Annotated in this window: 9 protein-coding genes and 1 tRNA gene; 2 read left to right on the plus strand and 8 right to left on the minus strand. The window is 39.3% G+C overall.

Annotated elements, in window-relative coordinates; translation table 11 throughout:
• Positions 1-414 precede the first annotated feature (414 nt).
• Entirely contained in the window at positions 415-1,518 is a 1,104-nt protein-coding gene (locus ANA_RS25775) for a hypothetical protein (RefSeq protein ID WP_015079717.1), read from the plus strand.
• Positions 1,519-1,568: 50 nt separating this feature from the next.
• A tRNA-Gly gene (locus tag ANA_RS08785) sits at positions 1,569-1,639 on the plus strand.
• Positions 1,640-1,800: 161 nt separating this feature from the next.
• Here the strand turns inward: ANA_RS08785 and ndhD1 are convergent.
• The 8 genes from ndhD1 to ANA_RS08825 form a co-directional block, all read right to left on the minus strand.
• Positions 1,801-3,369, minus strand: coding sequence for a photosynthetic/respiratory NAD(P)H-quinone oxidoreductase subunit D1 (gene ndhD1 / locus ANA_RS08790; RefSeq protein WP_174782929.1), 1,569 nt, complete (start codon positions 3,367-3,369; stop codon positions 1,801-1,803).
• A 340-nt stretch (positions 3,370-3,709) separates the two neighbouring features.
• Positions 3,710-3,940 carry a hypothetical protein gene (locus ANA_RS08795; RefSeq protein WP_041457863.1) on the minus strand — a complete coding sequence of 77 codons (231 nt, stop codon included), beginning with the start codon at positions 3,938-3,940 and terminating at the stop codon, positions 3,710-3,712.
• 379 nt (positions 3,941-4,319) lie between these two features.
• A complete protein-coding gene (locus ANA_RS08800) occupies positions 4,320-5,489 on the minus strand; it encodes a DUF6014 family protein (protein WP_015079719.1) in 1,170 nt (389 codons plus the stop codon).
• A 394-nt stretch (positions 5,490-5,883) separates the two neighbouring features.
• The gene (locus ANA_RS08805; protein ID WP_015079721.1) at positions 5,884-7,698 is read right to left on the minus strand and encodes an ABC transporter ATP-binding protein/permease; all 1,815 of its coding nucleotides are present in this window, start codon (positions 7,696-7,698) and stop codon (positions 5,884-5,886) included.
• Between the two features lie 165 nt (positions 7,699-7,863).
• On the minus strand, positions 7,864-8,601 hold the full coding sequence (locus tag ANA_RS08810) for an SDR family oxidoreductase (RefSeq protein WP_015079722.1): 738 nt from the start codon (positions 8,599-8,601) through the stop codon (positions 7,864-7,866).
• Between the two features lie 35 nt (positions 8,602-8,636).
• Positions 8,637-9,428: a class I SAM-dependent methyltransferase gene (locus ANA_RS08815; RefSeq protein ID WP_015079723.1), complete on the minus strand. Its 792-nt coding sequence runs from the start codon at positions 9,426-9,428 to the stop codon at positions 8,637-8,639.
• Between the two features lie 54 nt (positions 9,429-9,482).
• Positions 9,483-13,730, minus strand: a complete 4,248-nt coding sequence (locus ANA_RS08820; protein WP_015079724.1) for a non-ribosomal peptide synthetase — start codon at positions 13,728-13,730, stop codon at positions 9,483-9,485.
• The gene (locus tag ANA_RS08825; RefSeq protein ID WP_015079725.1) at positions 13,727-15,604 is read right to left on the minus strand and encodes a TubC N-terminal docking domain-related protein; all 1,878 of its coding nucleotides are present in this window, start codon (positions 15,602-15,604) and stop codon (positions 13,727-13,729) included. The genes ANA_RS08820 and ANA_RS08825 overlap by 4 nt, the downstream gene beginning before the upstream one ends.
• Positions 15,605-15,736: the final 132 nt, after the last annotated feature.

The raw sequence follows: 15,736 nt of genomic DNA on the forward strand, positions 1-15,736 counted from the left end.
AGTACCTTTGCCAATTATAACTAAATGGTATCTTAAAGAAAACAATTAGTTAATCATTATGTAGTTAGAGTAACTTATCATCAAGGTGGTAAAACCGATCTAACCGAAATATCTGAGCGGATTCGAGCTAAAAAATTTCCCTACTTGGGAACTAAAGAAGCTGGTGGGATAGGTACTGAGTAATGGATAATAGAATCATAACCTAGAATAATACTCAATCCTGGGGGACATTTTACCTAAAAGGACAACGCCTTATTATTAGTTGTGATTGCTGATTGCTAAATTTAGAAAGAGGTGTTTCTTTAATAGTATACTTTGGCTACAAGTCAACCTGATGTATTATTCATAACGCTACCATCTTTACTAAAAATTTTGGCAATTCTTTCTTTAGTTAGATCCAACTTTTAAATTAACATGATACCAACCGTTACAAATAATCATTTAAATGATAGTTCAATTACATCTAAAAACTTCAAACGACATACTGATCCTCCTTGGTTATGGACTTTTGTTTGTATTGGTTCTGTGTCTCTTCATTTATTAGTATTTTGGTTAATGCGTTCATCAAATGAGTTTCAAGCGTGGTTTCCCCAGTCTAACCAAAGTTCGATTCCCATTGACTTCATGGAAATTGCTTCCGAACCAAAATCTCAAATCAAAACCCAATCAACAACTCCAAAGATTAAACCACAATCTTCTTTTTCAACTCCACCAAAATCAGCATCTGTTAAACTCAGTAATCAAGATGATGCTGATTCTAGTGTTAATTTACCAGAACAAGATAAATCTGAACAACCTGAAGTTAGAAAACCTGAAGCTAGAAAACCTGAAGTTAGAAAACTCGAAGTTGAAAAACCTGAAGTTAGAAAACCTGAAGTTGAAAAAACTGAAGTTGAAAAAACTGAAGTTGAAAAAACTGAAGTTGAAAAACTACCAGTTAGACAACAATCATATCCAACAAACCCAACACCAGAACCAACATCAATAATTCCCGAAAGTGAACGTCCTTGGAATAGTCGTCAAGAAGTTAAACTAGGAGAGGGAACTCTGCTTCCCAAAGATATTCCTGCTGATTCCCCAACTCCCACAACAGAACCTTCCCTAACGGCTAATAGAGGGGGGGCTATAGCTACCGTCAGTCCTATACTGAAAGAAGAAATTAGTGAATTAATACAACAAAAACAACTGATAGCAGATGCTTTACCAGATGTTCTGGCTGAATATAAAGGAAGTACAGAAAAGGAATTAGAGGCTAGTATACTTCCCAGCGACGAGGATTTGAAACCAGCAAATATACTGGCTAGTTTAATAATTGATAAAAATGGACAATTTCAACAAGCGATAGTGATAACGATTGAACCAGCCGCACTCCGCAGCCAAGCAAATATTTATGAACAAGCACTTAACCAGATATTTGCACAAGAGAGTTTTCTTGCTGCTTATAATCAAGATGGATCAAAACCCGATTTGAGCAATTTATATATTCGTCTTAAAATTAAACCCATAAATTCTCCATAGCTACTTGCAATTTGATAAAAGCTATGTTATCTTAGTTAAGTCAGAAGCACGCGGGTGTAGTTTAGTGGTAAAACTCCAGCCTTCCAAGCTGATCATGCGGGTTCGATTCCCGCCACCCGCTTTTGAATGAAAGCTTTTAAAACTTATACTCAATACTGATTAAGCGTTCCTACATTTTATGTTTAGTGATCGCCGATATAGATTAGCTTTGCGTCTTTGCTCCTTAGCGTCTCTGCGCGAAACAAGGGTAGGCATAAAACCCACCCCAGTTGTAATTATAAATTAATTACCAATTATCGGCGCAGTCAAAGAAACATTTTCCACCGCTTTATTTGCTAATAACGTGGGGACAGAATCACGCAATCTTGCTGTTAATTGTACAGTTGTCGCGTCATACATTTGCGTTAGCAATTTGGGATAAAAACCAATACCAATAATAGGTATCAACAAACAAGCAATAATAAAGACTTCGCGGGGTTCAGCATCTATTAAATTTTGATGAGAAACCAACTCTTCATTCTCTTGTCCGTAGAAAATCTCGCGCAACATTGATAGTAGATAAATTGGCGTTAAAATCACACCAACAGCCATCAAGAAAATGACAATAACTTTGAATGTTGGGTTATAAGCATCGCTAGTTGCAAAGCCCACAAATACCATTAATTCGGCGACAAAACCGCTCATTCCTGGTAATGCCAAAGAAGCCATGGAACAAGTTGTAAACATGGCGAAAATCTTCTGCATCTTCTTACCGACACCACCCATTTCATCTAACATTAAGGTGTGTGTGCGATCATAAGTTGCACCGACTAAAAAGAACAAACTTGCCCCAATTAATCCGTGAGAAACCATTTGTAAAACTGCCCCACTTAAACCCAAATCAGTAAAAGAGGCAATCCCAATCAGAACAAAGCCCATGTGGGAAATTGAAGAGTAGGCAATTTTCCGTTTTAAGTTCCTCTGGGCAAAGGAGGTTAGGGCAGCGTAGATGATATTTACTACCCCCAAAACTACTAATGCGGGTGCAAAATAAGCGTGGGCATCGGGTAGCATTTGGGCATTCATGCGAATTAAGGCATAACCACCCATTTTTAACAAAATACCTGCCAGTAACATATGCACCGGCGCTGTAGCTTCACCGTGGGCATCTGGCAGCCAGGTATGGAGGGGAATAATCGGCAACTTGACAGCGTAGGCAATCAGGAAGCCAGCGTAGAGTAAAAGTTGTAAATTCAGGGCGTAGTCTTTCAATGCGAGCGATCGCATATCAAAAGTCACAGTATCGCCATAAAATCCCATTGTCAAGGAAGACAGTAAAATAAACAGCGAACCACCAGCAGTGTATAAAATAAATTTAGTTGCTGCATATTGACGCTTTTTACCGCCCCAAATTGATAGCAGGAAGTATATTGGCACAAGTTCCAGTTCCCACACCAGGAAAAATAACAGCATATCCTGGACAGCGAAAACCGCAATTTGACCACCATACATTGCCAAAATGAGGAAATAAAATAATTTTGGTTTCAGCGTTACTGGCCAAGCTGCTAAAATCGCCAAAGTGGTAATAAACCCGGTCAAGAGAACCAAAGGCATGGACAAGCCATCAACCCCTAATGACCAATTTAAACCCAACTGTGGAACCCAGGGATAACTTTCCACCAGTTGCAAATCGGGATTAGCGAAATCGTAGCTAGTATAAAAAGCGCAGACAATTAGGCCAAAATCTATCAGCCCCACAGTGAGAGAATACCAGCGCACCGTTTTTCCGTCTTTATCTGGGATGATAGGAAGCAGCAGTGACGCGGCTATGGGAAATAAAATAATCGTCGTCAGCCACGGGAAATTAGCTATATTCAACATAATCAATCTGTAATTAAAATCATGTTTGGCAAAAATTCATTATCTAGTGACTTCTGAATCAAGTTAAATAAACGATTACAGCTATAAGATTAACGTAAATGCTCAAACCAAGTTCAAAATAAGTTAATTTTATTTATTTAAGTCTTTAACATCAGGAATTAGGTATTGGTTTTCCTCCCATCATCCCCAATCTACAGAATTATTTTATGATAGTTCTTCCTTATCAATTTTATGATAACAAATTTAAAACCGAATGTCAACCCCCACATTCTCTATTTTTTGTCTAAAGTACAGATGTGTTCTCCTGATAAGTTACATTTTGTCAAAAAAATTAGCTGCGTTTCCCCTGGTTCTGAACTAACCGCAACAATTCTGCAAACAAGGGTTCTCCAAAATTCATGAGAATTAAAGAAGGTATTTCATCAAATACATCTGGGTAAAAAGTAATCATGTATTCCCGGTTTTTATAGGTAAATAGCCACGTTTTTTCGTCTTTTGGCTGAAAAATCACCCCAGTAGATTTTAAGGCGTTGCTGATTAAGGGTATGAATTTTAGTCTCACGCAAAGGCGCAATCACGCTTCGTGATCTCGAAGAGTAGACGCACTGAGGTTTGAGTTTTAAAGGTTCAATTTGGGAATTTCATACCTCAATTCAGCAACGCCAAAAAATATTATTCAGCTAAAAAAGCCAATCATACTAGAAAAAGTTTTAGCTATATGGATATCCTCAATTTTCCAAATCCGACAAGGAAAAATGCACCTATTTTGGGAGACCATCAGCCAAAATAGGTGCATTTTTTTTGAGATAAAAATCTGTAAAACCTTTATTAATAAACGGTTTTAGCTTTATTCAGCAAGCCATACATATACATTTTCGCAGTTTTTGACCCCTTTTTTTCTTTTCTTTGTGAGAAATCCGGGCAAAAAGACAGAAAAATTATTATTGCAACTGTTCCCAAATTCTTTGACAGCGTTCCATAATTAGCCCCTGAAAAATTGATTGAGTTGATGGGTGAATGTCTACTTTGTACAGAGATAAAAGACCTGTAGGACTTTTAAGATTTAACTCTCTTCGGGTAAGAGATAATGCTTGCGCTCGATGGAGTTCCACGGCTTGGAGTAAACCTGGATAACTCAAATTACGTAAAGCTAATTGACTATTTTTAGTGATATATATGGCATCATTTTGGAAAAGATATTCTAAGCTGATCAGGCTAGCATATACATCCACATCTTTTTCTATCCCTCCTAAACGGTGAGCATCTAAGCCAAAGCGAATGCAGAAATTGACAGCTACCAACTTCCCAGCTTCTTGAGCAGGTAAAGTGCAAGCTGCAAACTCAAATCCTAGGCTATCAGATCGCCATTCCTCTACACCAGAATTGGTATAGTTTCGGAAAATTTTATGCTTTAACTTGAAGTTAAATCCCAAACCACTCGCATGTCCTGCTTCATGAACTTGAGTATCTAGGTGGCGATAGCGTTCACCATTGATTTCGTCTTCTAACGGACCTAATAGTAAATTAGCTGTTTCATATTCAAATATTTTTCGGATACATTCGTGGCTGGAACCTAAAAAACGTCGTCGCTGCTCCTTTGCATTGTTTAATGCAGGACCACAAACACTATTAGGAAAACACCATCTATGTGGGACTACAAAGGCTTCACCACTTTCACCACTGACATTACCCCAACTAGCAATCTCGGTAAAGGAAAGGTTTATGGGAATTGGTTGTCCGAGTGTGCCAAATTTTGCCCGCACCAGATTTTCTAATTGTTCAATAGATGGTTCTTGGTTATCGTGTATTTTCCCGTAAAGTGCGCTTAACGTCACATTGGCTTGGCTTTGTCGATTTATTTGGTAAGGTGCGATAATTAAGAAATAGCCATTTTTACCAATAAAATCCATATTGATAAAGCCTGCTGACAAGATACTCCAATCGTTATTTTCTAAAGCATCGGCTGTGTTGAGTAGCCAAGTTGGAGGAAGTTCACAAGAGTTTTTGGCCTGTTGACGCAGTTTTTTGACAGCAATAGCAATTTCATTTCGCCCAATATCTTGGACTATTTGTTTAGTTAATTCTTGTTCATCTACAAAGATGGTTACCATTTTTTATGCCTAATGATTTAATCAAAGTTTGATATCGTTTATTGCTTTAGAGAGTGTTTGAAAAGTCTAAATTCACACTCTCTGGGCGATTTATAATCGCCGATAGCGTAGCGTGGCCTTAGAGGGTGTTTGAAAAGTTTTGAATGTATAGACTGACCCCTCTCCAAACCTCTCCCCTGCAAGGGGAGAGGCTTTAAAACCCCCATTCCCTTGCAGGGAATGGGGGTAGGGGGGTTAGGTTTTTGGAGATTATGGGTTTCATATAATACTTTTCAAACAACCTCTTAGCCATAAACTTTTCCAACATCCTCTTCAATCTTACAAAAAAAGGGAACAGGGAACAAGGAACAGATAAGAAACTAAAGTTGCACTTCATAATGTAGTATGAGCCTTTTCAAGCATTATTCTTAATAAGGGTCAAAGAACTAGTAGTGGCAATTTCTGTGGTTTTTTGTCGCCGATAATCCTGTACAGTCAAAAGTTGCCAACTGGAATTTTGTGAAAGTTCCAGAACCCATTGATGATAATTAAATAAACTTTCCCGATGTCCCACACTAATAAATGTTGTTTTTCTCTCTTGTAATTGTTGATATAAATTACCTTCATTTTTCAAATCTAAAGCACTCGTTGCTTCATCTAATATAGTGAAACTAGGATGAGTAACTAACAGTCGTGCAAATGCAAGGCGTTGTTGTTCTCCCAGCGATAATATGTTCTCCCAAGGAACTTCTGTATCGAAGTTATCGACTCGACTTAGTAAGTTTTGCAGATTAACTTGTTGCAAAATATCTTTCAGTTCTGCGTCAGGTATTTGACGATTTGTACTAGGATAAAGTAACTGTTCGCGCAAAGTTCCTAAGATTATATAAGGACGTTGCGGCAAAAATAAGACTTCTTCTAAGGGTGGTCTCACCAGACGACCAGTCCCCGCATTCCACAAACCAGCGATCGCTCTCAACAGAGAACTTTTACCTCGACCACTAGGGCCAACAATTAATAAACCTTCTCCTGCTTTGACAGAAAGTGATAATTCTTCAACAATCACCTGCTCATAGTCGGGTGTTTGTAAAGTGACATGATCAAAAGCGATATGGTTTTCTTCTACTGTTTTAATGGTACTGACATTCTCTGGTTTTTTAGTAACTGCTTCTAAAGCATTTGAAAACTCAGTTAAACGCTTAACGTAACTAGAAAATTGTCCATAAGTCCCAAATTCACTGATTAATTCACCCATTGCAATAGCAAACATATTAGAAGCTAAAGCGGCTTGTCCCAGTTGTCCAAAATCAATTTCACCTCTAATATATAAAGGTGCAAGTACTAAAAAGGGGAATATTTGGATAATAGATTGATATCCTCTGCTAAAAATGTCCGTCCCTCTCTCCCAACCTATCTTGCGTTGGGTATTTTTGAAAAGATGATTAAATCGCTTCGCAATTATATTTAATTCTTGGGGTTCTCCTTGAAAAAAAGCTATCGATTCAGCGTGATTCCTAACATGCGTCAAGGAATAATTGTAGTCAGCTTTAAATACGAGTTCCTCTTGATTAATTTTAGTCAATTCTTGATTTAAGTAAATGGCAATAAAATTACCTATAATTGTATAAGCAAGCAAAATAACCGCAATCTGTTGGGAAATTGACAAGATAATTATGAAAAAAGTCCCCATTTCCAGGACTTTTTCCAGTAAAGTAGCCGAAAAATTCAGAGCTTTAGTGGTAACAGGTTCAATTTCTTGGGATAAACGCTGATCTGGGTTATCAATATCTGCTTTAAAGTTAATTTTATAATAAGCACGATTGCTTAAATATTTATCTAAAATATGATAATTGAGCCAGTTGTACCAATCAAGAGCAATTTGTTTTCTGACAAATTTAGAAAATCCTACTAAAAGCGTTACAAAAACAAGTACAACAATATTGACTGATAAGGTATTAATGAACTTAGAATAATCTTTTTCTTGAATCAGAGTATCGACCAAATAACGATTAACGAAACTACTAAAAGCATTCATACCCACAAGCGCGATTATTAGTAATATCAGGAGAATCAGCATTCCCCATGAACGAATCACGTCTGAGAATGCTCTTTCACCTTGCTTTGTTGGATACCAATAAGGTGCCGCAATCGCTTTTACACCTGCCAAAAATTGAGTAAAATCTGAAAAAGCATTTGTTATGGGTTGAGCTTGAACAACTTGGGTTGGCATATTTTAGAAATAAGATAAATTATGAATGCTGAATATGAAAAATTAATCATTCAAATAACGGCTACCCGTGGACTCCCTTCGACTCCGCTCAGGGTGGTCTGGTCAGTACAGCTTGCTTGATTTCTCTTACAAGCCCAGTCCCTTTAGGGCTGGGTTACTGACAATTCAAAGTAAAGTTACACCACCATCCACAGGCAAAATCACCCCTGTGAGATAGGGATTAGTAATTACACTTAACACTGCTTGCGCGATTTCTTCAGGTTGACCAAGATGCTCGACAGGTAAGGCGGCGATCGCCCATTTTGTCAGGTCTGAGCGTTCAGATTCGCTTTGACTGCTCCAGATACTTGTATCTTCTATCAGTCCAGGCGCAATCACGTTGACCCGAATCGGTGCAATTTCTAAGGCCAGTGAGCGCCCAAACACCGCAACAGCACCATTCGCTGCGGCGATAGCGGAAATCCCCCCCATTTTTGAAGATTTGAAGATAGTGACACTGGATGTGAGAGTAATAGAGCCGTCAGGCGCTATATTTTTCAACGATCCACGCACAGCCAAGAACGTCCCCCAGAATTTATCCATCGCACCTTGAGCCGTTTGGGTGGTCATCTCTGCTAAAAGCGATCGCGGCATATTTCTGTCTCCCATCGCCGTTACAATCAAATGATCGAAGTTGCCGATCTGCTCAAAAAAACCATTGACTGCATCCTCATTCAACAAATCAACAGTTTTACCCTCAATTCCCAGAGAAATCAACGCCATCGCCTCATTTAATTTCTCTTGAGATGAGTGGGAAAGTACAACTTTTGCCCCCATTTCTACCATTTTTTTGGCGATCGCCAAATCAATCCCTGAGCTTATACCAATAATCACCACTTTTTTGCCTGATAGCAACTGAAACATTGTCTTACCTCATCAAATAAAAACAGAACAAAATATCACATTAAGTTTACTGGCTTCTTTACTGAAACCAACAAATAATCTATAGATGAAGAATCTAGCAAAGCATCTATAGCAACCACATTGAAATTATAAGTTTCTTCATCTATCTTTCCTGTGTTAAATTCCTCTATAATCGAAGATTTTAAATCTCGGTAGTGTATTTTCCAGCATACCTCTGTCGCTTCCACAAATTCTATTGGCTGAAATCCTGCTTGTTGATAAAGACGTTTATAATCTTCAATATCTTTATCTTTGACAATATTTTCAGGAACAATCAAATCACCAAAATACTTTGTAGTGTCGAAAATGAGATCGGCGAGGATCAGATTTCCCCCTGGCTTCAATACTCGCATTGCCTCTTTCAGAAACTTCTCTCTTGTGTTAAAGTAAAAAGCAGCCTCCACACAGATAATGTTATCAAAAAAATCATCCTCAAATTCCATCTGCACAGCATCCATGCAAATAAATTTGCAGCCTGGCGCATTAACTATACTTCTTTCGATTTGTTTTCTGGAAATATTAATGCCCACAACATCCGCAGGGGAATAATAGTTAAGGAGATGACTGGTAGTTGCTCCCAAACCGCAACCAACATCGAGGATATTTCCCTGCTTTCTTGGAATAAATTCTAACAGCTTTTCCATCAGATTAAAACAGGCTTCATGCTGATTTTGAGTATCAGAGTGCCAATAACCCACATTGAAAAACTCTTTTTCACCATAGTAATCTCTAGTCGAGGTATTGAAAATTAAACTGTCAAATATACTGATAAATTCGTTTTTATCCATTTTTACTCACACTTGTTTATATTGGTTTTCATTGTGATCAACCCCACTCATCATTTAGATGTTTGTTTGTGCTTGCTGAATACAAGCTTTCAACTTTTCGGCTAAAACCTGGACATGGGGTTCAACCATAATTGTGATATGGTTTCCGAGGACAAAATGAATATCCACTGGCTCGCTAGAAAACTCACTCCAGCCCAAGGATAAATCCTGTGAAACCTCAGCATTTAAATAACCATTAGGGTCTTCTGGTAGATCCTCATTAGCGCGGAGAATTGTCAATTTACCTGAATAAGGCTGTTTTGGTACATAATCAACTAGACATAAACAACTATTTTTATAAGCTTGGACGATATTTGTCAACTGGGTAATTTCAGCATTTGGAGGCAGCATATTAGCCATTTTGAAATACTGTAAAACGTATTTTAGTTGCTCATCCACAGTCAAAGATTGCAGAGTATCATAAGAAATATCCACATTCTTTTCTAAATAAACTTCTATGCCTTTGCTCACTTCAACTAACCACCTCGCATGATCCCAATTAATATAATCAATCAGCATTTGTTTATCTTTATAGGTTGGTGCTGAAGAATCAACTATTGCCAACAAAGCAACTTCCTGTCCCTGGTTACGCAACTGTTGAGCCATTTCAAAAGCTACATTTCCCCCATAAGAATGTCCGCCTAAAAAGTATGGTCCCTGTGGCTGAACAGCTTGCATGGCTTCAATGTAAATACTAGCCATATCCTCAATATGAGTAATCGCACCTAATTCCTGATACAGATTATTTTCAAAACTGTATAACGGTTGATCATCTCCTAAACAACGTCCTAAGTGATAGAAGTAAAAAGGTCTACCCCCTGCACCGGGAACACAGAAGAAAGGTAAGTTTGAACCATTGGGCTGAATTGCTACTAAACAAGATGGAGAAGAATCATCGGATTCTTTTTGGATAATTGCTGCTAACTGTTCTATTGTGGGGTTTTGAAACAGGTCTTTTACAGGAATATCTTTACCAATCTGCTGCTTAATTTGAGTCATTAAATAGGGAGCTAAAAGAGAATGACCACCCAAATCAAAAAAGTTATCCTGTACCCCAATTTTGTCAACTTTAAGAATATTCGACCAGATTTGCAGCAGTTTCAATTCCAATTGATTACGCACTTCGATAAATCTATCGGAGTTACTGGTGTGAGCAGGTGCTTTCAAGGCGTGGCGGTCTATTTTACCATTAGGAGTAAGTGGTAAAGAGTCCAACATCACAAAAGCACTTGGTATCATGTATCCAGGTAGTTTATTGCCAAGAAACTGACGCAGTTCGCTAGTTGTGAGTGTGACATCTTTTTGCGGCACAATATAGGCGACTAACTGCTTACTTCGGCTACGCTCAGTACAAGTCTCACCTGGGGTATCTTCGCGGACAATGACGCAAGATATTTGCACATCCTCATGTTGACTAAGTACGGCTTCAATTTCGCCTAATTCAATGCGGAAGCCACGAATTTTAACTTGATGATCAATGCGTCCCAAGTATTCGATATTGCCATCAGGTAAATAGCGTGCCAAGTCCCCGGTTTTATATAATTTTGAATTATCAAAAGGGTTGGGGATAAATTTCTCCTGTGTTAACTCTGGTCGGTTGAGATAGCCCCGTGCTAAACCTGCTCCACCAACGTGTAACTCTCCTGGTACACCTACGGGAACTGGTTGTAAGTTTTGGTCTAACAAATAGATTTGTGTATTAGAAATTGCCCGACCAATGGGGATTGTTGTGGCGATCGTTGTTAATTCCTCTACCAAATACCAAGAAGAAAAAGTGGTATTTTCTGTAGGACCATAGACATGGAGCAGTTGTTTTGGAGCGCCTTTTTCTAAGACTTCTTGCACCCATTGGGGGTCAACCGCTTCACCACCAAATAGTAGATATCTAAGAGAACTAAATGCTTGTGGTACAAAACTAGCTAACTGATTGAATAAAGCTGTGGTTAAAAATAAGACGCTGACTTCGCGATCGCGGATATTGGCAGCAAATTCTTGAGGGGAAAGTAAGACAGATTTAGTGATCATCACTAACTTTGCTCCGTTGAGCAATGCTCCCCAAATTTCAAAGGTTGCGGCGTCAAAAGCAATATTTGCCGCTTGAGCAACACGGTCATCAGGTGTTAACTGTACATAGTTAGTGTTTTTGACGAGTCGATTTACAGCCTGATGATTGACGACTACTCCCTTGGGTGTGCCAGTAGAACCGGAGGTATAAATCACATAAGCTAAGTTACCAGGTTGCACCTCAGTGATTGGACTCTCCGGACTAGATTCACAGATCACCAGCCAGTCGGTATCTAAGCAAACGACAGGCACTTGATGTTCAGGTAATTTCTCAACTAAATGCTGTTGGGTTAATAAGACTGAAACTTGAGCATCTGCCCACATAAAGCGCAACCGCTCAGTTGGATACTCAGGGTCAAGGGGCACATAAGCACCACCCGCCTTGAGAATACCAAGTAATCCCACAATCATCTCCCAAGAGCGCTCCACACAAATACCCACCAGTACATCCGCACCCACACCCAAAGACTGCAAGTAATGCGCTAACTGATTAGCTCGACAATTTAATTCATGATATGTAAGTTGTTGCTCTTCAAATACCACCGCCACAGCATCCGGGTTGCGCTCTACCTGCTCCGCAAACAACTGATGAATGCACAAATCATGGGGATAGTCTACTTGTGTATCATTCCACTCCACCAATAATTGATGACGCTGGGCTGGACTTAACAGTGGTAATTCCGAAATTCGCATTTCTTGATTTGCCACAATTGCTTGGAGTAAAGTTTGAAAATGTTCCCCTATACGAGTAATTGTGGTTGCATCAAATAAATCAGAGTTATAGCACCAAACACCCTCCAGACCTCCTGGAATTTCCCAGTAGTTCACTTCCAAGTCAAATCTGGCCCTGACATCAAGTGGTAAGGGCATATTTTCGATAATTAAACCTGACAAATTGCTAGAAGATTGGGGGGTATTCTGGAGAGAAAACAGCACCTGTACCAGGGGATTACGACTCAAATCGCGGTCTAGCTGCAACTTTTCCACCAACATTTCAAAGGGTAAATCCTGGTGAGCATAGGCGGACAATGTTGTTTGTCGCACTTGCTCGTGGAATTCTCGAAAGCTGGGGTTTCCAGAGAGATTACCCCTGAATGCTAGGGTATTAGCAAAAAACCCCATGAGCGGCTCGACACTCTTGCTGTTGCGGTTGGCAATGGGGGAGCCAACCACCAGATCCAACTGACCACTATAACGAGAAATTAAGACCAAAAAAGCTGCCAGTAGGGTCATAAACAGCGTAGCATCTGACTCCTGGCTAAACTGCTTGAGGCGTTGCGTCAGATCGCGATCCAGTTGAAAACACTCAACCCCACCTTGAAAAGTCTGAACTGGGGGACGGGGATAATCCGTTGACAGTTCCAAGATGGGAGTTAACCCTGCTAATTGTTCTCGCCAGTAATTGAGTTGGCGATCTAGGACTTCACCTGTGAGCCACTGACGTTGCCAAACTGCAAAATCCGCGTACTGGATCGGTAATTCAGCTAGAGGGGAGGGTAAACCTTGAGTGAAAGCTTCATATAACTGAGATAATTCACCGAAGAAAATGCTCAATGACCAACCATCGTAGATAATGTGGTGCATCTTCAACAGCAGTATATACGAATAGGGACTCAGTTTCAGTAACGTAAACTGTACTAGGGGTTCTCCTGCCAAATCGAAGGGTTTTAATGCGGCAGCGATCGCCATCTGTCGAAATTGCGCCGTTTGTTCTTCTGTAGATAACCCCTGTAAATCCTCGATTTGCCAGGTTACTGTTGAGGGCGGAGCAATTCGCTGGATAGGTTTTCCGTCTACCATGGGAAAAGTAGTTCTTAATATCTCGTGACGACGAATCAGTTCAGTCAAACTCTGTTCCAGAGCCACTAAATTTAGCGCACCTTCTAGCCGCAACGCCTCCAACAGATTGTAAGCAGTGCTGTCCGGTGATAGCTGGTGCAGAAACCAGAGCCGCTGTTGGGCAAAAGATAGGGGTAAATCTTCATCCCGTGAGACAGGAATAATCGCTAATTCAGCAGTATTCGTCGGCGTTTTTGCTTGTTTTAAAAAGTCCAGAATTTCAGATTTTCTAGTCCCGATTGCTTGCTTAATTTCTGATGTCATTACTCCCTTGGGAGCCTGATATCGTAGCTTCTGCTCCTCCAGCCAAACTTTGATATCTAAACTATTTAAATAAGATAAAAACTCTACTACTTTCACTTGCCAATTGCCTCCCAAAGCTGTTGTTTAATCAAGTTTAAATTGCGCGGTTCGCTCTTAGGAGTAAAAAGTCCATCCGCCTCCCATTTACTAATATCTAGACTAATTGCCCAGGCATTTAACCATGAATTAGAGTTAACTTTAGATAACATATCTGGCATGGTATCTTCTAGGGCTAAGTGAAACATAACTTGCGCCACTTCCTCCAATAATTTGAGGCTACTGAGATAATTTTCAATGATTTCCGACTTAGTTTTGTTAGATTTTAAATTACGGGTTCGCAGTTCATCAACAAAAGGAATCGCTAAATAATCAATAAATTCAAAGTTAACCCGATTTAAAGATTTATTCGCCCAATCTCTAAATAACTGTTGCATCCGATAGGAAAGGGGGAAAAATTTGCTATTTATCTCTTGAACTCTTGTTCTAAAATCCTGATCAAGGAAGATAGAATTAAACATCATCAAACCACTAAATGTCCATCCTGACAAAGTATCCCAGATGAATTTTGTCGCCATTACTATCCCATTTCCCAGACAGTTATAGGCATTTTGAATATTTAACGTGACCCCATCGCTATAGCTTATGTAAAAATAATTAGCATCTTCAACCTTTTCTTTGGTAAGTTTATCTTCCAAATCGAGTGCGATTAACTGGGTCGTTAATGAATTACCAAATCCAATATTATCTGTACCTGGAGAATAAAATGGATCGGGAAATGTTCCAGCTTCACCCACACAAGCCCAACGATTCGAGGAAAATACTTGTTTAGATGAGTAGCTATATTTGGGCATTTTCCTAAAGTCTTCAGGCTCTTTATCTTTTAAGTGACAAGCCAAAACAGGTTCGTTTTTCTGTAACCATTGGTAAGCCAATTCGTAGTTATAATAATTCTTCAAAGGATGAATGTCTTGACGAGCCACAATCCCGATACTGGTATGACCAGTAGATAAAGGAATTGTCCAAACCCAGTAGCCTTCACCGCATAAATGATTCGTAGAATAATAACGATTTTTGTTGGGAACACGATTATGCCATTTTTCTTCACTGCTAGGGACAAAATCGCCGATATCAAAGCGACCATTAACCCGAAACCAAACAGCACCAAAGTTATCATTATTAGGTTTATCTAAACCCAGTTTCCTTTGCAGAAATCGACGGCGACCCATTGCATCAACTACCCACCTTGCTTTAATGATTTTGTTTTTTCTATTATCTCCATCACCTTGGGTATAAACAACTTTATGATGTTGCTGTAATCCTTCCGCGAGAGCAATTTCATTAACTAAACAACCTTCCCGTAATTCTACTCCCGCTTCCATATTAAACTGGCGCAAATCATTTTCCAATTTTCCCCGATCTATTTGATAAGAATTGGGAGCATGAAACTCTGATAGTCCTAGTTCTGGTCTTTCTTGGAAATTGGTAGCACTATTGTTAAAGAAATATCGTAATCCCAGTTTAACTAAATGTTGTTCTTCAAAGTAATCGGTTAATTGCAGAGTATTCGCTAAATAAAAAGCTCCCACTTCAACCGTTGACTCTCCCACCTTAAAACTAGCTTCTGGTGAAAGACCAGACATTTTATCAAGCACGGCGATCGCCATATTAGGCTTTTGCAATTTTAACTGTCTTGCTAAAGTTAAACCCGCTAATCCACCACCACAAATTACGACATCATAGGTTTCTGCTTGATTTAAATCCTCCGCTTGTTGGCGCAAGAAAGCGATTAATTCCTCTTTACGCTCTTTTAACTCTTGCAGTAATTCTGGAATTATTACTCCCTTGGGTGAACGATAACGCAGCTTATCATTTTCCACCCAGACATTTATTCCTAAATCATTGAGATGAGACAAAAAATTAACTGTTTTCATCGGTTTAAATTTTATAAAAATATAACAACGAATCGCACCAACAATTATTCTTTCACACCCCCCACATTCCCCAACCCTATCTGAGCCGTATTGCCCTCTACCGTTCCCCCTGAGTGCCCACCCTACGAAATT

The sequence above is a fragment of the Anabaena sp. 90 genome (assembly GCF_000312705.1).
In the GTDB taxonomy this organism is placed as follows: Bacteria; Cyanobacteriota; Cyanobacteriia; order Cyanobacteriales; family Nostocaceae; genus Dolichospermum; species Dolichospermum lemmermannii.

Coding starts and splice junctions, on each gene's coding strand:
- ANA_RS08800 (WP_015079719.1), bottom strand. CDS start 5,489: ATGGTAACCATCTTTGTAGATGAACAAGAATTAACTAAACAAATAGTC.
- ANA_RS08815 (WP_015079723.1), bottom strand. CDS start 9,428: ATGGATAAAAACGAATTTATCAGTATATTTGACAGTTTAATTTTCAAT.
- ANA_RS08810 (WP_015079722.1), bottom strand. CDS start 8,601: ATGTTTCAGTTGCTATCAGGCAAAAAAGTGGTGATTATTGGTATAAGC.
- ANA_RS08825 (WP_015079725.1), bottom strand. CDS start 15,604: ATGAAAACAGTTAATTTTTTGTCTCATCTCAATGATTTAGGAATAAAT.
- ANA_RS25775 (WP_015079717.1), top strand. CDS start 415: ATGATACCAACCGTTACAAATAATCATTTAAATGATAGTTCAATTACA.
- ANA_RS08805 (WP_015079721.1), bottom strand. CDS start 7,698: ATGCCAACCCAAGTTGTTCAAGCTCAACCCATAACAAATGCTTTTTCA.